Origin of the sequence: Salinispora fenicalii, assembly GCF_000514815.1 — a bacterium.
Taxonomy (GTDB): Bacteria; Actinomycetota; Actinomycetes; order Mycobacteriales; family Micromonosporaceae; genus Micromonospora; species Micromonospora fenicalii.
Genome location: NZ_KI911472.1, coordinates 371,829 through 391,712 on the forward strand (window position 1 = coordinate 371,829; position 19,884 = coordinate 391,712).

The window sequence follows — 19,884 nt, forward strand, 5'->3', positions numbered from 1 at the left end:
GCCGTCCCGCCACGCCGGGCACATGCTCGGCGGGCACATCGACGGCTCCGTGGCGTTCTGGGACAACAATGGCGTCGACGTCCCGGCCGGCTACCGGTTACTCGACGTACCAGAACTGGCAGAAGGAAAGGTAAAGCACACATGGTGCCGCTCTCTCACGATATGACGGGAACCGGTGACACGGTGGTCCGGCAGGTCGCCATCGACCTGACCAACCGCCCCTCCGACACCCGGCACGTACAGCGGCCGTGGGGCGGGCACCTCCCGAGCCTTGAGCGCCCCGCCGAGACCGCGACGCTCCTCAAGAACTTCCTGAGCGCGTCCCCCTGACCCGCCCCACGCCGATCCCCGGGCCCCGCTCGCCCTCGGAGGGCGAGCGGGGCCTCAGCGGTTCCGCGCCCGGCACGTTGGCGAAATCGGGGGTGGCCCTCATCTGACAGTCCTAATACCACGAGATATGGGCCCGTCCGACTGGCAGAGTCACCTGTTCGATGTTTGCCGGTATTCCCCCGCCTGAGCGGGCTTCGGTTACGGAGGGCAGCAGCCTACGGCGGTCGTGTGGTTGCGGGGTGACGCCGTGGCAGCTACTTAGTCGGCGGTTTGTCCACACCCGCGGCCTCGGCCGCGTCGGCCTCCTCCTTGGTGCGATGCACCGCCTGGTCGGCGTGCTCCGGTGGGCCGTAGACCGTGTAGAGCACCAGCGGGTTCGGCCCGGCATTGACGATGTTGTGCCTGGTACCCGCGGGCACCGCCACCAGGTCGCCCTGGGCGATACTCCGCTTCTCCCCGGCGACAAGCGCCTCGCCGACGCCGCTGACGAAGATCAGGATTTGGTCGGTGTGCTCGTGCACCTCCGCGCCGATCTCACCACCGGGCGGGATGGTCATGACGACCAGTTGGGTATGCTTCCCGGTCCACAACACCTGGCGGAAGTCCGCACTCTCCTGGGCGACAGTCCCGATCGTGAAATGCTCCATGCCTCCGCCCATACCCGTCACGGCCGAATAGCATGCCGCCGCCGCGACACCGCGCTCCCGGCCGTGGCGTCGGTCAGAGCGGTTCCCCGAGGGGCCCGTGCTGGTCGGCCAGGTTCCTCGCCCAGTGAGCGGCGAAGTCCGGTTGGCTGCCGTCGGCGTCGGTGAACCCGTACTCCCGATAGAGGCCCCAGGTGGCCAGGGCGCGCCCGGTCTTGGCCATGATGTTCGGGTCTGCGGCCAGCGCCGCGACAGCCCGACCGAGGTAGGCCGGGGTCTCGGAGTAGGCGAAGTTCGGGTCCTGGGCTACGCCGTCGCGCCAGTTGGCCTCGGTGACACCGAAGTGTTCCAGCATGGCCTCCGAACGGAGAAAGCCCGGCGTGATGGCTACGGCCGCCACGCCGTGGGGCTTGAGCTCGGCAGCCTGGGCGACGGCGAGCCGGATGACCGCGGATTTCGCCAGGTCGTAGAAGAGGCTGCCACGGTAGCGGGCGGTGTTGCCGTCGGTCACCTCCACGACCAGTCCGCTGCGGCGGGCGACCAGGAGGGGGAGCGCGTACCGGCTGGTAATGATGTGGGTATCCACTGCCTGCCGCAGCAGCCGCAGACCGGTGTCCAGCTCCTGCTCCCACAGTGGATGTTCCCAGTCGGTCAGCGGATCGCCGCCCCACACGGAGTTGACCACGATGTCGAGTTGACCGTCCTGCTCCGAATCGATCTGGTGGATGAGCGCCTGGACCTCGTCGGGACGGCTGTGGTCGGTGCGAACGGCAATACCCAGTCCGCCAGCGGCGGTGACGTGCTCGGCGGTCTGTTCGATGGTCTCCGGGCGGGCGAGGTCGGAACGTTCTCCGGCGCCGCTTCGGCCGGTGACGTACACCGTCGCACCGGCGGCACCGAGCTCGACGGCGATACCCCGTCCGCCGCCTCGGGTGCCGCCGGCGACCAGGGCCACCTTTCCGGCCAGCGGGCGTGTGTCAACGGTCATGACTCCTCCAGTTCAGGGTTGGCAGGTAGTGGCAGGTGGGACGCCAGCACGGCATCGAGCTCTTGCCGAAGCCGCTGCTCAAGGCGGCCTTCGCGCTCCAGCGCCCAGTTCAGGCCGGTGCCGGCGATGACTGCCTGCACCGTGCGGGCCAGCGCTGTGGGGTTGCTGTTGGTGCGAAGCTCGCCGGTGCCCACTGCCTCGGTGAGTAGTTGCTCGATCATCCGTTGCTGAGTGCGGTGAATGGCCAGGGCGCGTTCGTAGAGCTGTGGATCACCAAGATCCATGCACAGGAATGCCAGGTGATTGGCGTAGCTCTCCGGGGTGCTCAGCGCCGCCAAGGACCGCACCATCAGCGCCGCCAGAGCTCCGAGCGCCGAGTCGTGCGACCGACGCACTCGCCCGACCAGCTCGCTCATGTCCTTCTCCGCCTGGTCGGCGAGGGCGAGGAGTAGGCCGTGTTTGGAGCCGAAGCGTTGCACCAGGGTCGCCGGTGCCAGCCCGACCTCGCGCGCCACGGCCGCCAACGTGAGACCTGCCGGACCCACCTGGCCCATGACCTGCGTCGTCGCACGCAAGATCACCGCATCGTCAACCCCGCGCGGGCGTCCCACCATCGCCACCCCCTTCATTAATAAATGACTGTTCGTTCATTAAAGCAGCTGGGGTGCCCGGACAGCAAACTGTTTGCGGTGCTGGAGCTGGGTTCTGCCGCTAGCGTCGGCTCATGTGGCTTCGTGCTGTCCTGGGGGCCATCCTCACGGCGATGGGAGTAGGCCAGCTTGCTTCGTGGCCAGCGATGCCGGACATCCTCGACACGTACGAGATCGCGCCCGCGGCGGCGCTGCCGTGGCTGGCCGCGGTGCTGATCCTGGCGGAACTGGCCGGTGGGCTTTGGCTACTGAGCCGACCGCGGTCGTGCGCGCTGACCCCGGTCTGGATCTACACGGGGGTGGCGGTGACCTGGGCCGGTCTGGCGGCACAGGCGTTCGCGCGCGGGCTGACGGTCGACAACTGCGGTTGCTTCGGGAGCTTCCTGACCCAGGGACTCGGCTGGTTCGTGCTGCTCCAGGACGCCCTGCTGCTGCTCTACGCCGGACTGCTGCTGCGCGCCACCCGCAAGGTTCGAGCACGGTCGGCAGCAGCCGAGGCGACACACTGAGATCGGGGCCGGGGGCAGGGCTTCAGGGCGGGCGCCCGTGCGCTAGGAAGATCGCCATGGCAGAAGAACCTTCCCTTGGCAGCGCGGGCCGGGCCATGGCGGTGGCGACCTTGGTATCACGGATCGTCGGCTTCGTCCGGCTGGTGGTGCTGGCCTCCGCCCTGGGAATGGGGAGTCGTCTGCTCGACAGCTACAACGTGGCGAACACCCTGCCCAACGCCGTCTACGAGCTGGTCCTCGGAGGTGCGATGGCCAGCGTGGTGGTGCCGCTGCTGGTGCGTGCCACCCTGACCGAGCCCGATGCCGGGGTGAGCTACGCCCAGCGGCTGCTGTCGCTGGGCGGCTACGGGCTCGGGGCGGTCACGCTGATAGCGATGATCTCAGCTCCGTGGCTGGTCGCGGTCTACGCGCCGGGCTTCTCTGGCGAGCAGCACGACCTGGCGGTGCTGCTGTGCCGGTTCTTCCTGCCCCAGATCCTGTTCTACGGCTTCAGCGCCACCGCTGGCGCTGTGCTCAACACCCGGGGCCGGTTCGCCGCGCCGATGTGGGCGCCGGTTGTCAACAGCCTGATTGTGATCGCTGTCGGGCTGACCTACCTGGCGATCGGCGGCACCACCAGCATCACGTCAATGCCCACCGGGCAGCTGCTGTTGCTCGCCGTGGGCACCACCGCGGGCGTCTTTGCCCAGATGACTCTGGTGGTGTGGGCGCTGGCACGCAGCGGCTTCACCCTTCGGCCCCGGCTCAACCCGCGGGGTATCGGAATCCGCCGCATCGGCCAACTCGGCGGCTGGGTCCTCGTGTCGGTCGTCGCCGCGCAGATCCTGCTCGCGGTGGCCACCCGGGTCGCCTCGATCAGCGGACCAGGCGGGGTCAGCGCCTTCCAGAACGCGCTCGCGGTGTTTCAGATGCCGTTCGGGGTCATCGTCATGTCGGTGATGACCGCCATGCTGCCCCGGCTCAGTCGCCACGCCGCCGGCCGGCAGCACGGCCACATCGTCGAGGACCTATCTCAGGCGGTACGGCTGGCCGTCGTCGCTCTCGCCCCGATCGCGGTAGCCATGACGGTGCTCGGCCCACAGATCGCCACGCTGTTGTTCGCCTACGGCCGCAGTTCACCGTCGGCGATCGCCCTGCTGGGGGCGGTGGTAGCAGCCTTCGGGGTAGCCCTGGTGCCGTTCACCGGATTCATGATCTTGCAACGCGGGTTCTACGCCCTGCAGGACACCAAGACCCCCGCCCTCATCACCGTCGGAGTCACCGCCGTCGGCGTGGTCGGATGCTTCGCCGCGTCGCGGCTACTACCCCGCGCCAACGCCGTGGTCGGGGTTCCCCTCGCGTACGCGGTCGCCTACACGGTGGGCCTCGGCGCTGCCGCCCTTCTCCTGCGCCGCCGGCTGGGCCGAATCGATGGGCGCCGACTGCTTCGTACGCATGCCCGGGTAGCGGTCGCTGTCGGCCTCTCCAGCAGCTGTGCTGGGCTCACGGTCCACGCCCTCACCCCGCTGCTCGGCTCCTCGAACACCGGGGCGCTGATCACCGTAACCATGGCGGGCGTCACCGGCGGCGCCGTCTACGTTGCGGCGGCCCGCCTAATGCACCTCACCGAGCTGCGGCAACTCGTGACAACCGCCCTAGGGCCTTTGTCGAAGTCGGTCATAGCCACTCGTTGACCGCGGCGATGTGCACGGTGGCTTCGTAGCACGCGCAGCGAACTTGTCGAATCGGGTGGCTACGGCGCGCTACAGGGGCCACGAGCTCACCGTGTTGCAGGAGACTCCCCGAGCTGGAGTCACCCGGCAGATGTATCAGGCGTCGTGCACCGAACCGTCCGGTCCAGGAACTGTTGGATCTGACTATTCTTCCATCGGGCTATTTCGATACCGGACGCGTCGCCGAGGTGTCCCAACCATCGCAGAATTGGTAGTACGACGGTAGCGTCATGGAAGTCCAGGTGCTTTGCCCCGGGTACTGTCATCTCGTGGAACTCGGCCTGTGCGATGTCTCGTGCGAAATCGTTGCTGCCAGAGTTTAACTCACTGTAGATCATCAGGTACGGAACGCTGAGTGGGTCATGAGGGCGTTCGCTGTAGAGCCCACCATCGATGTTGATGGCTGCGGTGCACCGGTTGTCAATCTTACTGAGCTCGCTGGCGACCGCCCCGCCCAGAGACAGCCCCATCGTGGCGATCGGCCGCCCTGACCCCACTTCACCGGTGGGATACCCGGGAACACTGGCCAGGATGGTGGGAAGCCGGTCAAGCACATGCTGTGAGTCTTCGGTACGGCGGGCAACGACGGTAGCTGTGCTGGTGCTTAACTGGTAGAGCTCCGCAGAGATTCGGGCGCGCTCGGATCGGGTGAGCTTACCCCGCAGCTCGCGGTTGATCTCCTGGGTCCGTCTGGCTGTGGCCGGGGCGACGGCTGCGTTTGATTCCTCCAGCTCGGCACGCTGATCGATGTGCCTGACACTCACCACGATATAGCCGTGGCTTGCCAACGATTCCATCAGGAGGGAGTTCTCCGAGGTGATGGACACGAGCCCGGGCTGGTAGAGGACTATCGGTGCGGTCGTAGCGTGTCGGCTGGCGTGGGCGTCACGAATCGCATGCGTCCGTACCTGCTTCAGGTAGCCGGCGAGCCGCCGTAGCCCGGAGGGAATCCCAGGAGCTTCGTGGAATTCGGACCACAGGGCTTCGCCTCGTCGTTGAGTCAGGTTTGCTTCCGCCGGATACCACGTGGTGACGAAGAGTCGCCTGCGTCCCATGCGTGGTGCCGTCCCGACATCGCGCTCCTCCGTTGTCGTGATCATGCCGACCCCGAACGGACCGTCGGGCTGTGGGAGGCTAGGGATGGGAAAGCCGACTACCAACGCGGCAGACGCTGTCGACAACAACAGGGCGACCAGCCCGCCGACGATGCGTACGCCAACGGGCAGTTCTGTGACGACAGCGACGCAAAGCCAGACGACGGCGAGGTAGCCCGGTGCCATCTGCCACCGGGCGCTGTTGTTGACCAGGCGGAGGATGCTGAGTGCGGTCACCGCGACGATCGCCGGCAGCGCCACGCTCGTCGGAGCGGCAAAGAGGATCAACGTTGTGGTGAGGGCGGTAGCAGTCAGAGTGGCCCGTTCGACAAAGGTCCACATCATCGATTCCGCCGGTCCGACGAGCCCGGGACGTTGGCGACACCGAGGTAGCCACATACGAAGTCGGCGAGTTCCTTGGCGAACTCGTCGGCATCGGTGGGAAGGTTCCAGCCGGACATCCCCTCTGGGTGAAGCAGGCGTCCCAGGAACATCAGGTTGAAGAAGTACGCAGTCATGCTGGCCGCTCTGGCCAAGTCTGAATGGCGTATCTCGTCGGCGTGACTCTGTAGCAGTGAGCGAAAGCCGGACACGGCAACCTCCTCCCGGTGCCGCCAGTGCTCGTCTAGCAAGTCCGGGTGCAACCGAGACTGAAGGTAGGCCGGTTGCATGACATAGCGCAGGTCCTCGGATTGACGCCATGCCGCACGGCCGACTTGGACAAGTGCCTCGCGCAGCGAGGTGCGGCTGCTCGGCTCGGCGTTGTCCCGGGAGAAGTCGTCCCACCATTGCGTCACCCGGCGCAGGTACAGGGCGACGAGGATGGCGACCGCGGCGTTCTGATTGTCGAAACGCTGGTAGACCGAGGCCACGGACACACCGGCCCGGTTGGCGATCTGCGCGACGCTGATCTCGTCGAAGCTCTCTTCGTGAAGCAGTTCGTCCAGTGCGGTGATGAGCTTGTCCCGGGTCTCGCGGGAGCGCCGCTGCGTGGCGGGTTTGGTGCCGGGCGACGTACCGTCCACAGAACTAAACATGACTCAGGTTTACCTTACCCCTGGAGGGATCTCAACCCCTGACAACCGCGAGTTGTGGTGGCCGCGCACCGGCTGGGACGCCTACCCCCGTTGCAGTACCAGCCGGTAGCAGATTCTGCTGATTCCTGCGGGAACGAGCCCGAGCCACCAGCCGGGTCACGTCCTCCGCGGTGGCCTGACCCGGATTGACGACGCTGACCCAGCCCTGCCCGGCGTAGACCGGATGGGGGAGCAGACGGTCCGGCTCCGTGAAGTTGATGCCGTCGCTGTGTGCGGCGAACTCCTCCGGGCCGTAGCCGAACAGGTTGCGGAACTCGGCTCGATCCACCTCGATGTTGAGCCGGTACCGTCCGGGGCCGGCCAGGCGGGACCGTTCGTCGAAGCCCGGGACGTCATGCCCGACGATCGTGGCGAACGGTCGCACTCGGTCCGTGTCAGTGAAGAAGAACCGGTCACCCCAGGTGTGGGGTGGCTGCTCGGAAGCCGGCGGGATCCGGGTCTCGGTCACCCCCGCCAGGCCAGCGATCCGGGCCGCGTCGGCCGCGCCCGGCGCGAAACCGAGGTGCAGGATCGCGTCACAGGTCTCGACCGTCGCCGCGTCCAGCGACGACAGTCCGAGCAGGTCGGCCGCGCGTTCGCGGAGACCGTCGCCGGTGGGCGGCGGGAAGATCCCGGTCTCGGCGCCGAGCTGATACTCGTAGGTGCCGGGCTCCGGCTGCCCGAGACCGAGCGGCCCGCTCGCCCCGAGACTGCCGGCCACATAGACGTACCTGTTGCCGAGCGACACGGACACGATCGAGCCGGCGCCGTTCCACTGCGCTGCCAGGTCCTGGCCATCCCAGCGGCTGTCCCACCGGCCCGGGTGCCGTTGCAGGTGGACGTTGTGGGCGCAGACCAGGACCGGCCCCCGGTCCCGCTCACGGGCGTCGATGTCGAGCAGATTCTGTGCCATCAGCGCATCCCGAACGGCGAGCAGGCGACCGATGCGCTGCGACTGGGTGCCCGGTACGGCCATCGCGCCGTGGTAGGTGAGTAGGCCGACAGCCGTGCTGGCGAGTACCGTGGCGCGGTTCCAGGATTCCAGCGATGTCTCCCGGACCAGGCGGGGCGCGTCGGCGTACAGCTGCGTGCGGAAATCCTCGGCGATACCGCGCAGCGCCGTCGCCTCCGGTGACCGGCCGGGTGATCGCGCGGCATCGAACATGATTTCGGGGGCGCTCCAACGCTTCTCGTCGCCTACGAGGCGATCCAGCTCGGACAGGGCTTCGCCGAGGTATTCGCGCAGCTCACGCAGGATCGGCCCGGGACTGGGCGCGCCGGTGATCTCGGTTGGCGCGTCGAAGCCGTGGAAGGTGACCCGCTCGTCGGGCGGTAGCCCCTCGTTGTGCGCGCGCAGCCAGTCGATCAGTTCGCGGCTGGCGGGGTGGGTGCCCCAGCCGTGGCTAATGCCGGCACTCAGGTCCACCTCGTCGCGGCGGCCCTGCACGTAGTCGTTGACGGCGAGCCCGGCGACCCGGTCCGATTCGATGGCGATGGACCGGAAGCCGTGCTTGACGAGGGTTTCGAGGATCCGATTGCGCAGGTGGGGGAAGGCCGGCTCACCGTGGTAAGGCTCGCCGATCGCGAGCAGCCGCGGCCGGTGGGCACGGACAAGGGCCTGCAACTCCGTATCGAAAGCCATGACCTTAACCGTATCGTTGAACCTTCGGTTTAAACTGTTCCCATCGATGACCGGGGGACCGGCTGTTGAAGTCTCAAACGACGGTGTATCGGCCTGTGGATCTGGCCCGGCCGCACGGGCTCTCCGCGCAGGCGGTCCGCAACTACGAGGCGGCCGGAGTGATCCCGCCGGCTTTCCGGACGGCGAGCGGCTACCGCAGCTACACCGACGACCACGTGGGCGCGCTGACCGCCTACGTCGCGCTTGTCCGGGGGTACGGCTTTCAGTCAGCCGGAGAGATCATGAGGGCGGTCCTCCGGGGCGACCTCCCGTCCGCCCTGGCCATCGTCGATGCCGCCCACGTACTGCTGCAACGCGACCGGGAGACCCTGGACCAGGTCGCCGCGGCTGCCATTGTCCTGGCGTCCGGATCCACCTCGACCGCGCCCGGTCCGGCCGCGTCGGTCTCCGTCGGTGTGCTCGCCCGCCGGCTCGGCGTAACCCCAGCCACACTGCGCAAATGGGAGCGGGCCGGCATCCTGGCCCCAGCCCGGTCCCGGACCGCGCGGGTCTACTCACCCGAGGACGTACGCGACGCCGAACTCACCCACCTCTTGCGACGTGGGGGCTACCTGCTGCATCACATCGCCGCGGTGATCGAGCAGGTGCACGCCGCCGGTGGGGCCGGCCCGCTGGCGGCATCGATCGAACAGTGGCGAGAGCGGATCACGACCCGCGGCCGGGCGATGCTCACCGGGTCCGCTCGCCTCGCGGACTACCTCTCCTACCGTGAACTGACTCGCGGTGACGCCGCCGCCCCAGCTATGGACTCACCAGGCCAGCACCCGACGGGCTGACTCGTACTCCTTGGTCAGCTCGTCGTCGATGCGGGACGAACGTTGCTCGGTGAGCACCACCGTCAGATCGTGGGGCTGAACGCCCTCGAGCATCAGGTGACGCAGACCGGTGGGCGGATGGGAGGAGAACAGCGACGCCTCCTCGCGGCCCGACAGCTGCCGCAACAGCGGCAGCTGGTCGGCACTGGCCGCCCGCGACTCGGCGACCGCCGCCCGCCACCGTTGGGGACCGTGCCCCGCCCTGGACTCCCGGCGTACAGCGAGCGACATTGACTCGACCCGTAGCGCGGTATCCAGCAGGCTCGTTGCAGCGGCTGTTCCCGCGACCTTCGCCGACATCTCGTCCGCCAGGTACTCGGCCCGCTGACTGTCTCGTAGCGCCACGCACACGAGTGCCACATGCAGCGTGAACAACAGACGGGACAGCGGGTATTGGATGACTCGCCCAAGGGCCGCCCCCATCCACTCGATGAGGCCGGGGGCGGTCGATGGCGCCGGGCGGAGAAGGTCCGCCGCGGAGCCGAGGGTGGTGAACGCCGGCTGGGTGAGCAGCATCCGCCGCGGGTCGCCGTTGACGAAGTGGCCGAGTTCGTGACCGAGCAGGGCGACGCGTTCCTGCGGCGCGAGGCATCCCCAGTACGGCAGTCCGAGACACAGCACCCGGCGGCGGATGCCTATCGTTGCCGCGTACGCGTTGAAGTCGGCGTTGACGACAATCACGTCGGGAGTCGGCGCCCCAACCGCCTGCGCCACCTCATCAACCAGGGCGAAAAGCTCGGGTGAGCGGTCTCGGCGGAGGACATCGGCGTCGGGGTCGAGCCGCCCGAAGCGGGGCCGTAGTCCGACGGCGAGGGCGAGTAGGGGAACCGCCAGCAGAAGCGACGGGCCCGGAAAGGAGAAGGCGACGATCAGCCAGATCCCGGTGGCAGCGAGGGCCACGACGCCGAGGAACAGCAAGCAGGATGCGGTGGCGGTGACGATGGCGGCTGTGCCGACGCCACTACTGCCCAGCGGTCGCCCGAGCAGCCGGTCGAACTGGCGACGGGTCATGCGGTACCCGACGTCATGGATCCGTCGGTCCAGCCAGCGCCAGCCAAAGAACGGGCCGATGCGTTCAGCGTCGTACGCTTCGAGGTTCCACTCGCAGGCCGGGCACCATGGCAGGGCCTCGCGCGGAGCGACTGTGGCAGTACCGCACTCCGGGCAGGTGTTATCGGTGACCCTTGTATCGATCATGAGCGCCGATTCTGCCGACCAACGCTGGCACGTGGTACCGCCCGTTCGGCCCGATCCGCCGCGTGTTTCCCGGGTGGTGGTTGGGGGACGACGTCTGTCCGGTTGGCCAGCCATTCTTGGCGGGTGGTCGCGTACTCAACCTCACCGTGCTCGCTGCCGGGTAGCGGGTCGTCGAAGTCCAGGTGGAAGGTACGCACGTAGTCCAACCCGACCGCCGCCATGGTCGTGCGGGAGGGCAGGTTGACCGCCATCGTCTCGGCGAAGATGCGGTGCAGGCCCAGGTCGGCGAAGCCGTGCCGGATCAGTTCGCGGGCGCCCTCACTGGCCAGGCCTTGACGCCAGTACCGGCGCAGTAGTCGGTAGCCCAACTCCGCCTGCCCCTCGACCGGCCCCTGATCCGCACGCTCCGGCGGCTGCAAAATCCACCATCCGACAAACGAACCCTCCATCAGCCCGGCCCAGAAACCGAGCCCGGGAACCGCCGATGCGACGACGATTCGCCGCCGATGCGCCTGCTCCACCTCAGCCCGCTGCCGCGGCCGGCCCAGGTAGCGCATGACTTCCGGATCCGCGTCGAGCTGGACCTCACCCTCCAGGTGATCGTCGCTCAACGGCACGAGTTGAAGCCGCGCGGTCCGCAAGGTTGCCTGGGTCACGAAGCGTGATCCTGCCTGGCCGAACATGTCACCTCAATCGATTTCAGTCGCGCGGCTACGTCCAGCGAAAGTGACGTGTCTCGGTAGACGGGCGGATCGGTCGGGCGCGCTTGACCGGACTGAGGGCATCTATACTCGGCGCAGCCATGAACCCAGACGGTTGTGCCACCGTTGCCCTTGCAGGTCATGCACGAACTCCTCGGCTTGCCCACCCAGGCCAGCGTCGACTTTCGGACGTGGACGAACACGCTGCTGTCCGCCGACGCCAACCAGCCCGCCCAGTCCCGATCGGCCATGGCAAACATGCGGCGGTTCCTGATCGAACAGGTGGCGCGCAAGAGAGCGCGGCCCGGCGACGACCTGCTCGACCGCTTTCCCGGGATACGGCTGGCCGTGCCGGCCCACGACATCCGTTGGCGGGAATCGTTTCGACTACGCGGGCTGATCGCCCTACCGGTGTTCCGGTAGGGCGACTGGGTGGGCGCGGGGCAGGCCAGCGTCGCCGCCCTGGCCTGCGAGCGCTGACGCGGGGGCGGGCAGGTAGGGGGAGATGTTGCGCCAGACACGCTCGATGTATTCCTCCTTCTCGCCGACCGGGACGACATAGTGCAGCGCGCCTTCGGCGGCGTCCTTGCCCTGGAGGCGGGCGATAGCCCAGGCGGCGAGGTAGTGCGAGGCCAGGCAGCCGCCCGCGGTGGCGACATTGTCCTTCGCGTAGAAGGGCTGGTTAAGCACCTCGACGCCGGCGGCGACAACCCAGGGCTTAGTGATCAGGTCGGTGCAGACGGGGATGTCGTGAAGCAGACCAAGCTTGGCCAGTACAAGTGCGCCCGAGCACTGCGCCGCGATGAGTTGGCGCGAGGGGTCCAGGTCGCGTAGGACATTCATGATTGCCGGGTCTTCGACGACTTCGCGGGTGGCATTGCCGCTGCCGACGATTACGGCGTCAGCGGCGCATGCCTGCTCAAGGGTGGACATTTGCTCGATAACCACCCCGTTCATCGACGTCACCGTGGGGCTAGGGGTGGCGATCGTGACGCGCCAGCCGTCGGTCTTGATGCGGTTGAGTACACCGAGCGCGATCAGGGAGTCGAGTTCGTTGTAGCCCTCGAAGGTGAGGATGGCGATGTGCACGGTGGCTGTCCTTCCGGCTGGGCGGGTCTGGACCGACGGTAGGAGCTAGCGAACAGAACAGTCAAAGAATTGTCATGGATACAATTCGGCGTATGGCATCCGCACGTTACAAAGCCCTGGTGGACGCGCTCGCATCCGACATCCGCGCGGGGCGGCTCGCCGCAGGTACGCGGCTGCCAACCCACCGTGGGCTCGCCGCCCGCGAGGGCATCGCCGTGGTCACCGCAACCCGGGTGTACGCCGAACTGGAAGTGATGGGCCTGGTCAGCCGGGAACAGGGCCGCGGCACGTTCGTACGCGACCCCGCGGTTCCGGTCGGCCATGGCATCGATCAGCAGGCAGTCGCCACGGACGCGGTCGACCTCAACTTCAACTATCCGTCGCTGCCCGGCCAGGCCGACCTCCTACGGCAGGCCCTGCGGGAGGTGGCCACCTCCGGTGACCTCGACTCCCTGCTGCGCTACCAACCGCATCGAGGCCGTCCCCGGGACAGAGCCTCGATCGCGCGGCACTTGAGGCGTCGCGGAATCACCGCCGACGCGGATCAGATCCTCATCGTCACTGGCGCGCAGCACGGCCTGGCCATCACCGTCATGGCCGGGCTCAATGCCGGCGACGTCGTCGTGGTTGACGCACTCACCTACCCGGGCTTCAAGGTGCTCGCGCACGCCTTCCACCTCGACCTGCAGCCCATCCCCACAACTACCGACGGGCCGGACCTCGAAGCCCTCGAAACGCTGTGCGCGGCCCGCCCGGTGCGCGCGATCTACACCATGCCCACCCTGCACAACCCGCTAGGCTGGGTTATGCCGGCGGCCGACCGCGTCCGTCTGATCGAGATTGCCCGACGGCACGGCGCGATCATCATTGAAGACGCCTCCTACGCCTACCTGGTCGAGGACCCCCCACCGCCGTTGGCCGCGACCGCGCCGGAGATCACCATCTACGTCTCGGGACTGTCCAAGAGCATCGCCACGGGCCTGCGGGTCGGCTTCGTCCTCGCTCCGCCGCCCACCGTGCCCTCACTCGAACGCGCGATCCGCGCCACCACCTGGAACACCCCGGCACTGACCACCGCGATCATCTGCCGCTGGCTCGAAGACGGCACGGCGGACCAGTTGGAAGCACAAAAGCGCAACGACGCAAGGGCCCGCCAAGCACTCGCCCGACAAGAACTGGCGGGCTTGCCGCTCATCAGCCACCCCTCGTCTTACTTCGCCTGGCTGCCGCTGCCCGACGACGCACGCGCCGACCGCCTGACCGCCACCCTCGCGCGGCACCACATCTCGGTCACCACGGCGCAGCCGTTCACCACCACGGTGCACACACCGCAGGCGATCCGCCTCGCCCTGGGCTCCACCGACCTCGACAGCCTCCAATCGACGCTACGTACCGTGCGACGCCTCACCTTCGAAGACACCTACGCCTGACTGCCACGATGAACGGCCACGGGTGCGGTCACCGTCGAGTTCAGCGCATCGGCGGAGGCGGATTTGGGAGGTGCCGGCTTCCGCGCAGGTCCGCGGCCAATGCGTGCGGCCGGTCCGGAACTACCGCAGGAACGCTTCGTCCGCGCTGGCAGCGTGACATGCCGGAACGGCTTCGCTCGGCCGAGCTTCGGGTCATCCGGAGAGATGACCCCCGCGAACCGGCTGTAGCTTGTAGAGCGTTATGAACCGGTCAATCCTGGGGCTTTGCAGGAGTGTTCCGGGTACCGTAGCCAACGAGTCGCTGCGCTTCACCCCTGACCTGTGGGGAAGCGATCGGTGCCCAGGCGGCGAACAGGCCGCGGAAGTACGCGCCGTACTTGTCCGCGGCCGGTAGCCCGTCAACATGGGTGGTTCGTCATACCGCTGTGCCCTTGCTTCCTCGGGTGTCCAAGCAGTTGGGTCAATGGCATGGCTCGAATCGCGTTTGACGATGCGGACGCCGCGGCGTTCGAGGCGACCCGTCACCTCACCGACGACGGGCTCTCGGCTTGGCGGGAGGCCGTGACCCGGCACCTTGCCCCTCATGCAGGCATGCGAATACTCGACCTGGGCTCCGGTACCGGAATGTGGGCGCGATCCTTCATTGACTGGTACGACATCGAGGTCACCGCGGTCGAGCCCTCCGAGGCGATGCGCGCCCGCTCGATGTACCAGCCTGTGGTGCATGGCGACGCCGAGCACATCCCGCTCGACGACGGCAGCGTCAACGCCGCCTGGATCTCCACGGTCATCCACCACGTGCCAGACCTGTACCGTGCAGCCCGAGAAGTACGCCGGGTTGTGCGCCCCGGCGGCCGGGTGCTGATCCGCTCCGCGTTCGCCGGCCGACACCAAGCGATCACCCTGTTCCGCTACTTCCCCGAAGCCATTCGTGTACTCGACACCTACCCCAGCGTGGCCGACGTCGAAGAAGCCTTCAGTGCCGCCGGGTTCGTCACCGTCGGCCTCGAACAGGTGCCGCAGGTAACCGCGGCCTCATTAGGCGAGGCTGCGACGGCACTGCGCCGCGAGGCACACACCCCTCTGCAACTGATCAACGACGACGAGTACATCGCAGGCCTGGCCCGACTGCAAGGCGCAGCGCGAACCGAAACCGGACCTGTGGTTGATGCCTTGGACCTTCTCGTCCTGACCTGAACGGCTACAAGATCTTCAGAACCAGCTGAAGACGCGGTGGGGTCTGTCGTCCGCTGCCGGCAGCCAGCCCCACTGCTCGGCGGAGTGGTACTGGTGGCTGCGCGGTCTGATCGGGGAGTGACTACCACACGACGGGGTAGCGCCGCTGTCGGCGGCCGCTTGCTGCCGCACCACGACGACATCCCTGTCCGCGATGCCAGCTTCGACCATCGAATCTCCACTCACGTTCAGTGCGAGCAGCCTTTCCTGGCCGACCACATCGTTGGGCAAGGCCAGCATCTCCTCAAGGTCTGAGGTTCCCCCGGGATGTAGACACCGGGTTATGCCGCGACCTGATGCGGCGTAGTGGGTGTGAGGGTCTGTTCGTAGTCGGCGGGGCTGCGGTAGCCGAGTGCGGAGTGCTGACGGCGGTGGTTGTAGAACGCGATCCACCGGAGCATGTCGCGGCGGGCGTCGGCTTCGGATACCCAGCGGCGGTGGTCGACGTCTAACTCTCGTTTGAGGGTGGCGAAGAACGCCTCGGGATGCGCGAGGAGCTGGGCGTTCACATTGCGACAGAGTTCTCTTCACGGTTGGCCAACTGGCATGCGGGCAGTGGTGAGGACGCCGTTCACGTGAGCGTCTGGCTGATCGGAGACTGGGTTGGCTCTCCGATCAACCGTGCTCCTGAGGAGCATGACGACATTGCGTGGGTTGGGATCAGCGAGCTGGGTGGCCTTCCTCTCGTGTTCGGCACCCTGCCAGCATTGCTTCGTTCCCTGCCTGAGCTCGACCGGCTGGCTCGTCGCGACGAGGCACGGAAAACCGCATCGCCGAGCGGTCCGTAGATCCATCGCTGCTCGTCACTACCATCCGGATGGATCACCTGCATCCGGTCATCGACTACTCGGCATGGCCTGCCGGCGGTTGGACTACCGTTCGGGAAGTCACGCTAGTTAAGATCAAGTGATAATGATCGATAGTTGTGGTCGTTGATGCGGTGTGAGAAGTTTTCTGACTTCCGCCGAAGAGGCGGTGTACGGCCGGTTCACCGGCCCGCCGGAGCAGGCGGTCCTTGAGCGGTTCTCCTTCCTGGATGATGCGGACCGGGACCTGGTGGCGTTCAGGCGTGGTGATCACAACCGGTTGGGCTTCAGTCTTCAACTGGTGACGGTTCGTCATCTGGGCCGGTTCCTGGAGGATCCGCTCGACGTGCCGGGCGTGGTGGTCGACTACGTGGCCTCGCAGATCAAGGTGGCCGATCCGTCGTGCGTGAAGGCGTATCTGGAGCGCAGGCCGACCCGGTTCGAGCATCAAACGGAGACCTGTGAGGTATACGGCTTCCGTTCGTACCCATCGGTGAAGGAGTCGCTGCTGGCGTGGGTGGGCGATCAGGCGTGGGCTACCGGGGACGGGCCGAAAGCGTTGTTCTACTCGGCGGTGGCCCGGTTGCGGGCCGAGCGGGTGCTGCTGCCCGGGATGACGACGCTGCGCGATGACGTGGCCGGCGCCCGGAAGGCGGCCGAGACCCGGCTGTACGCGGCCCTGGCCGGTGTGGTCACCGCGGAACAGGCCAGTGACCTGGAGCAGATGCTGAAGCGTTCGCACGGTCAGGCCCGGCACGCCGGGGTGCTGTCGGCGGCGGTGCAGGTGCTGTTCGAGGCGGAGACCTGGGGTGAGGCGGTGCCGCTGGCGGTGGTGTGGGACGCGATCGAGTCCGTGGTCGGGTCGCGGGCGAAGCTGCGGACCGCGATGGAGGCGGTGCAGGAGTTCATCCCGCCCTAGGACGCCACCCCGGACGGGGAGTGGCGGGCGCAGGTGGTGGAACGGTTCAACACGGTGCGCGGGTTCGTGCGGCTGCTGTGCCAGGTGATCGGCTTCGGGGCGACCGCGGAGGCGGTGTGGGTGGTCAACGCGATGCGGGAGCTGCCGAAGCTGATCGACGCTGGTGACACGGTCCGGGTGCCGAAGGGTTGGCTGGACGCCCGGAAGGTCGACATCGGCGCCGACACGCACCGGCTGCAGCGCGCGACGAGTTCCAGCGCTGAAACCAGCGAGTGAATCCCTGGTGCCTCGGGTCATGGCGTCGTCGCGGCGCGGCGGCTTCCGGCATGCGCGGGACGCACCTGGCAGGGTGCGCGGTCCCCGGTCGGGCAGGAACGGACAACGAATCCTGCCGGGACATGCAAACTGTGGCCGGTGCATCTGGGGCTACCGGCAGCGGGCCTGTCCCATGAGGTGAACACCGTCGACGCCCCCTGCACTCCGTATGCATGGGCTTGACCGGTTCCGTCGGATGCGCATAGCATGATCGCCCCGTTCGGCACGGATAACGGCGCAGTCGGAGCGGGTCGAAGGCACGACGTGCATGACTGAGGCGGGCGGCAGTGCAGAGCGAAGGATTCGGCGCGAGGGATCATTCTCGGAGTTCCCGGAGCTCCGAGAATGAGGAAGTGCTGGAGGCGGCCCGGGTCGTGCTCCGCTACCGCAGGATCGCCGCACGACGCAACCGCATCTCGCTGGTCTGCTTGTGCCTGGCAGCGGGCCTGTCCGTGTACGCGGTCGCTGTCGTGCTCTTCTGACCTCCGATCCGGTGAGAAGCCGGAGAATCCCTTCGCGGTGGCAGGCTTCCATACGCAGACCTCGTTAACCGGGCCGGCCGAGGTGGACGGTCACGGTGAGCCACCGGCGACTGCCCGACCACGGGAGATCCGGCCGAGAACCAGCAACGTCACCAGGGTCGCGCCGAGCAGGATCAGCGTGGCCGCCGCTGCATCGAACGTACGGCCCCGGTCGGTCAGGGTGAAGACGGTGACCGGCAACGTGCGCCAGTCCGGCGGGTACACCATGATCGTGGCGCCGACCTCGCCCATCGACAACGCGACCGCGAGTGCCGCGGCCGCCGACATTGCCGGCAGCAGCATCGGCAGGCGGATCCGCAAAAGTACCAGCGCGGGCCGCGCCCCCAGCGACGCGGCGACCTGGGCGTACGAGTCGTCGATGCGGGTCAGCGCGCTGGCCACGGTGGCATAGGAAAAGGACAGGACGAGCACCAGGTGGGCGATCAGCACGATCCAGCGCGTGCCGTTGAGCAGCAGCGGCGGTCGGCTGTACGCGACCAGTAGCCCGAGCCCAACCACCACCGATGGGATGGCAACCGGTAGGTGCAGGAGCCCGTCGGCACCTTTGCGTAGCCAGCGGGGTGCCGCGGCGAGCGCGAGCGCCGCCCAGGTGCCGACGGCCACGGCGGCCAGCCCGGCGACAGCTGCGGTCTGCAGGCTAAGGAGGTGGACGCGGTCTACGGCACCACCCTTTGGTCGGCAAGTAGCTCTCACCGCGCATCCGCGACCTCGGGAAGATCACCCTCTACCGGACCGGGCCGAACGCCGAGTTCCTCCCCCGCTACCCACGCGCCGGTGGCCTGCTGACCCGGCGCCTGAACACCGACCTGATCACGAGCACCTAGGACGATCTGCTGCGCGTCGCCGCGAGCGTGCAGGGCGGCCACGCCACCGCCGCACTGGTCGTCGGGAAGCTGTGTTCCTCGAAACGCCAGCAGAACACGCTGACCAGCGCGATCAAGGAGTACGGGGCGCTGCGCCGCACCGTCTACGCCGCCCGGTACCTGTCTGGCCCACCCACCACGAGAACGTCCGCTTCTACAGCACCCACTCCATCGACATCGACGGCGAACTCTCCCAACTCGACACCGACGGCTACCGGCCACTGCGGTGCGCCGAGGTCACCCCGGCGCACCGCTGACCACGAGGGCACGCCCGGCGGTCCTCCGCCGGGTGCAGCCCACAGGGGCGAAAATCACCTGGAGCTTCTTGTCGGTCGCTCTCGGTAGCATGCCGATATGTCTGCGTTGACATACGAGGTGAAGGACCGGCAGAGCCCGGTGGCGGCGTGGCTGGGTGTCACGTTCCCGCAGCACAAGGAAATTCAGGCGGAGTTCCGCGTCGGGGCCGGTGCCCAGCAGGTGCTGATGCCGGCTGGGGCGGCGCCGGGTACGCAGGGGGCGGCGATCGACTTCTGGTTGCGGATGCTTGTCGACCCGCAGCCGTCGATCGCCCTGCCGCTGGTCGGGCTCTTGTCGGGACGGGCGCGGTGCCTGCGGGCAGGCAAGGAGTTGCTCCACGAGCTCGCGGCCGGGGAGTCACCCCGCCAGACGGCGAACCGTGAGGTGGAGCTGCGGATGCGCCCGGCCGGGTTCGCCGATCGCGGTGACGAGTTGTGGGCGCGGGTCTGTTACGCCCTGGCGCTGCTGGTGGAGCTGTACCGGGCGGAGTCGGTGGAGCACTCCCGGCTGATGCGCCTGAACGCCTCCAGTGGCGCGGCGGACCTACTCGCGCTGGCTAATGATGTAGAGGTAGCTGACCTGGTCGCGATGCGGGCCCTGGCGGTCGAGCGGCTGCTGCCAGTGTTGCCGGCCGGGCCTGTGACGACCGGGATGACGTTCGAGGGCAGCGCTGACCTCGCCGCCGACGCAGACCTGATCGCTGGTGGGATGCTGGTCGAGTTCAAGGCCGGCCAGGGCGGCAAGCCCCGCGCGGACGGTAGCCGGGCGGCGTCGCTGCCGCGCACCGACCTGGACCAACTGTTGGGGTACACGTTGATGGACTACTCGGACCACCACGGCCTGCACGTGGTTGGGGTGTACGCGGTGCGGTTCGGCTACCTCGCGTCATGGCCCCTCGCCGACTTGGGCCAGCGGATGGGTGCTCGGGCGGTCGACCTGGCGGCCCTGCGGATGGAGTTCGCTGGGGTG

At 67.7% G+C, this 19,884-nt stretch carries 22 protein-coding genes and 3 pseudogenes; 13 read left to right on the plus strand and 12 right to left on the minus strand.

All coding sequences use genetic code 11. The features are described from left to right. Positions 1-162 precede the first annotated feature (162 nt). A complete protein-coding gene (locus B116_RS27090) occupies positions 163-330 on the plus strand; it encodes an alpha/beta fold hydrolase (protein ID WP_018723248.1) in 168 nt (55 codons plus the stop codon). Positions 331-584: 254 nt separating this feature from the next. Here B116_RS27090 and B116_RS0122710 read toward each other — a convergent pair whose 3' ends face one another. From B116_RS0122710 to B116_RS0122720, 3 genes are all read right to left on the minus strand, one after another. Next, complete coding sequence (locus tag B116_RS0122710) at positions 585-977, minus strand: cupin domain-containing protein (RefSeq protein ID WP_033667785.1); 393 nt, start codon at positions 975-977, stop codon at positions 585-587. Between the two features lie 73 nt (positions 978-1,050). Further along, positions 1,051-1,962 (minus strand): SDR family oxidoreductase, encoded by a 912-nt coding sequence (locus tag B116_RS0122715; RefSeq protein WP_018723250.1) that lies wholly within the window; start codon positions 1,960-1,962, stop codon positions 1,051-1,053. Beyond that, positions 1,959-2,582 carry a TetR/AcrR family transcriptional regulator gene (locus B116_RS0122720; RefSeq protein WP_223874657.1) on the minus strand — a complete coding sequence of 208 codons (624 nt, stop codon included), beginning with the start codon at positions 2,580-2,582 and terminating at the stop codon, positions 1,959-1,961. Before B116_RS0122720 ends, B116_RS0122715 begins: the two co-directional genes overlap by 4 nt. 104 nt (positions 2,583-2,686) lie before the next feature. Between B116_RS0122720 and B116_RS0122725 the strand changes: the two genes are divergently transcribed. Together B116_RS0122725 and murJ are read left to right on the plus strand one after the other, a co-directional pair. Continuing rightward, positions 2,687-3,121, plus strand: a complete 435-nt coding sequence (locus tag B116_RS0122725; RefSeq protein ID WP_026321898.1) for a MauE/DoxX family redox-associated membrane protein — start codon at positions 2,687-2,689, stop codon at positions 3,119-3,121. A 95-nt stretch (positions 3,122-3,216) separates the two neighbouring features. Beyond that, a complete protein-coding gene (murJ, locus tag B116_RS0122730; protein ID WP_027661417.1) occupies positions 3,217-4,794 on the plus strand; it encodes a murein biosynthesis integral membrane protein MurJ in 1,578 nt (525 codons plus the stop codon). Positions 4,795-4,913: 119 nt separating this feature from the next. On the opposite strand, the gene B116_RS0122735 is transcribed toward murJ, so the two are convergent. The 3 genes from B116_RS0122735 to B116_RS0122745 are packed head-to-tail and all read right to left on the minus strand — an operon-like array spanning position 4,914 to position 8,645. Further along, positions 4,914-6,269 carry an alpha/beta hydrolase gene (locus B116_RS0122735; RefSeq protein WP_027661418.1) on the minus strand — a complete coding sequence of 452 codons (1,356 nt, stop codon included), beginning with the start codon at positions 6,267-6,269 and terminating at the stop codon, positions 4,914-4,916. Then, complete coding sequence (locus B116_RS0122740; protein WP_033665613.1) at positions 6,269-6,964, minus strand: TetR/AcrR family transcriptional regulator; 696 nt, start codon at positions 6,962-6,964, stop codon at positions 6,269-6,271. Before B116_RS0122740 ends, B116_RS0122735 begins: the two co-directional genes overlap by 1 nt. Before the next feature lie 31 nt (positions 6,965-6,995). Further along, positions 6,996-8,645 (minus strand): DUF6194 family protein, encoded by a 1,650-nt coding sequence (locus B116_RS0122745; RefSeq protein ID WP_027661419.1) that lies wholly within the window; start codon positions 8,643-8,645, stop codon positions 6,996-6,998. A gap of 83 nt (positions 8,646-8,728) precedes the next feature. Here B116_RS0122745 and B116_RS0122750 point away from each other — a divergent pair, with 83 nt between their 5' ends. After that, positions 8,729-9,481, plus strand: a complete 753-nt coding sequence (locus B116_RS0122750; RefSeq protein WP_027661420.1) for a MerR family transcriptional regulator — start codon at positions 8,729-8,731, stop codon at positions 9,479-9,481. Here B116_RS0122750 and B116_RS0122755 read toward each other — a convergent pair. Both B116_RS0122755 and B116_RS0122760 read right to left on the minus strand, forming a co-directional pair. Further along, entirely contained in the window at positions 9,455-10,717 is a 1,263-nt protein-coding gene (locus B116_RS0122755; protein WP_027661421.1) for a M48 family metallopeptidase, read from the minus strand. The two genes, B116_RS0122750 and B116_RS0122755, sit on opposite strands and share 27 nt — an antisense overlap. Beyond that, positions 10,714-11,373 (minus strand): GNAT family N-acetyltransferase, encoded by a 660-nt coding sequence (locus B116_RS0122760; RefSeq protein WP_033667808.1) that lies wholly within the window; start codon positions 11,371-11,373, stop codon positions 10,714-10,716. Before B116_RS0122760 ends, B116_RS0122755 begins: the two co-directional genes overlap by 4 nt. Before the next feature lie 156 nt (positions 11,374-11,529). Between B116_RS0122760 and B116_RS27095 the strand changes: the two are divergent. After that, a pseudogene (locus B116_RS27095) lies at positions 11,530-11,739 on the plus strand (cytochrome P450); the annotation flags it as partial. 84 nt (positions 11,740-11,823) lie between these two features. Here B116_RS27095 and B116_RS0122770 read toward each other — a convergent pair. Next, entirely contained in the window at positions 11,824-12,507 is a 684-nt protein-coding gene (locus tag B116_RS0122770) for a DJ-1/PfpI family protein (protein WP_027661423.1), read from the minus strand. A gap of 92 nt (positions 12,508-12,599) precedes the next feature. Here B116_RS0122770 and B116_RS0122775 point away from each other — a divergent pair, with 92 nt between their 5' ends. Then, positions 12,600-13,937 (plus strand): aminotransferase-like domain-containing protein, encoded by a 1,338-nt coding sequence (locus B116_RS0122775; protein WP_027661424.1) that lies wholly within the window; start codon positions 12,600-12,602, stop codon positions 13,935-13,937. 468 nt (positions 13,938-14,405) lie between these two features. After that, positions 14,406-15,134 (plus strand): class I SAM-dependent methyltransferase, encoded by a 729-nt coding sequence (locus B116_RS0122785; RefSeq protein WP_027661425.1) that lies wholly within the window; start codon positions 14,406-14,408, stop codon positions 15,132-15,134. A gap of 15 nt (positions 15,135-15,149) precedes the next feature. On the opposite strand, the gene B116_RS28525 is transcribed toward B116_RS0122785, so the two are convergent. Together B116_RS28525 and B116_RS27105 are read right to left on the minus strand one after the other, a co-directional pair. Beyond that, on the minus strand, positions 15,150-15,458 hold the full coding sequence (locus tag B116_RS28525; protein WP_263404937.1) for a LexA family protein: 309 nt from the start codon (positions 15,456-15,458) through the stop codon (positions 15,150-15,152). Further along, entirely contained in the window at positions 15,455-15,682 is a 228-nt protein-coding gene (locus tag B116_RS27105) for an integrase core domain-containing protein (RefSeq protein WP_082312873.1), read from the minus strand. Before B116_RS27105 ends, B116_RS28525 begins: the two co-directional genes overlap by 4 nt. Before the next feature lie 433 nt (positions 15,683-16,115). Here B116_RS27105 and B116_RS0122805 point away from each other — a divergent pair, with 433 nt between their 5' ends. The 3 genes from B116_RS0122805 (at position 16,116) to B116_RS28705 (ending at position 17,695) form a co-directional block, all read left to right on the plus strand. Beyond that, positions 16,116-16,898, plus strand: a complete 783-nt coding sequence (locus B116_RS0122805; RefSeq protein WP_082312870.1) for a DUF4158 domain-containing protein — start codon at positions 16,116-16,118, stop codon at positions 16,896-16,898. A gap of 33 nt (positions 16,899-16,931) precedes the next feature. After that, positions 16,932-17,174, plus strand: a complete 243-nt coding sequence (locus tag B116_RS0122810) for a hypothetical protein (protein ID WP_033667787.1) — start codon at positions 16,932-16,934, stop codon at positions 17,172-17,174. Positions 17,175-17,566: 392 nt separating this feature from the next. Continuing rightward, positions 17,567-17,695, plus strand: a complete 129-nt coding sequence (locus tag B116_RS28705) for a hypothetical protein (RefSeq protein ID WP_018723269.1) — start codon at positions 17,567-17,569, stop codon at positions 17,693-17,695. 90 nt (positions 17,696-17,785) lie between these two features. Here B116_RS28705 and B116_RS25745 read toward each other — a convergent pair. Beyond that, positions 17,786-18,400 (minus strand): annotated as a pseudogene (locus tag B116_RS25745) (ABC transporter permease); the annotation flags it as partial. A 41-nt stretch (positions 18,401-18,441) separates the two neighbouring features. Between B116_RS25745 and B116_RS28860 the strand changes: the two are divergent. The 3 genes and pseudogenes from B116_RS28860 to B116_RS0122835 all read left to right on the plus strand — a co-directional run. Beyond that, positions 18,442-18,744, plus strand: a pseudogene (locus B116_RS28860) (Tn3 family transposase); the annotation flags it as partial. Further along, the gene (locus B116_RS28865) at positions 18,651-18,875 is read left to right on the plus strand and encodes a hypothetical protein (protein WP_027661429.1); all 225 of its coding nucleotides are present in this window, start codon (positions 18,651-18,653) and stop codon (positions 18,873-18,875) included. The pseudogene B116_RS28860 and the gene B116_RS28865, both read left to right, overlap by 94 nt. Positions 18,876-18,972: 97 nt before the next feature. Further along, a partial coding sequence (locus tag B116_RS0122835; protein ID WP_027661430.1) for a hypothetical protein occupies positions 18,973-19,884 on the plus strand: 912 nt, incomplete at its 3' end.

What these genes read in the sequence shown, in the direction of transcription:
- B116_RS0122725 (WP_026321898.1), top strand. Translation starts at nt 2,687, where the DNA reads ATGTGGCTTCGTGCTGTCCTGGGGGCCATCCTCACGGCGATGGGAGTA.
- B116_RS0122775 (WP_027661424.1), top strand. Translation starts at nt 12,600, where the DNA reads ATGGCATCCGCACGTTACAAAGCCCTGGTGGACGCGCTCGCATCCGAC.
- B116_RS0122710 (WP_033667785.1), bottom strand. Translation starts at nt 977, where the DNA reads ATGGAGCATTTCACGATCGGGACTGTCGCCCAGGAGAGTGCGGACTTC.
- B116_RS0122785 (WP_027661425.1), top strand. Translation starts at nt 14,406, where the DNA reads ATGGCTCGAATCGCGTTTGACGATGCGGACGCCGCGGCGTTCGAGGCG.
- B116_RS27090 (WP_018723248.1), top strand. Translation starts at nt 163, where the DNA reads ATGACGGGAACCGGTGACACGGTGGTCCGGCAGGTCGCCATCGACCTG.
- B116_RS0122735 (WP_027661418.1), bottom strand. Translation starts at nt 6,269, where the DNA reads ATGTGGACCTTTGTCGAACGGGCCACTCTGACTGCTACCGCCCTCACC.
- B116_RS0122755 (WP_027661421.1), bottom strand. Translation starts at nt 10,717, where the DNA reads ATGATCGATACAAGGGTCACCGATAACACCTGCCCGGAGTGCGGTACT.
- B116_RS0122740 (WP_033665613.1), bottom strand. Translation starts at nt 6,964, where the DNA reads ATGTTTAGTTCTGTGGACGGTACGTCGCCCGGCACCAAACCCGCCACG.
- B116_RS0122745 (WP_027661419.1), bottom strand. Translation starts at nt 8,645, where the DNA reads ATGGCTTTCGATACGGAGTTGCAGGCCCTTGTCCGTGCCCACCGGCCG.
- B116_RS0122715 (WP_018723250.1), bottom strand. Translation starts at nt 1,962, where the DNA reads ATGACCGTTGACACACGCCCGCTGGCCGGAAAGGTGGCCCTGGTCGCC.
- murJ (WP_027661417.1), top strand. Translation starts at nt 3,217, where the DNA reads ATGGCGGTGGCGACCTTGGTATCACGGATCGTCGGCTTCGTCCGGCTG.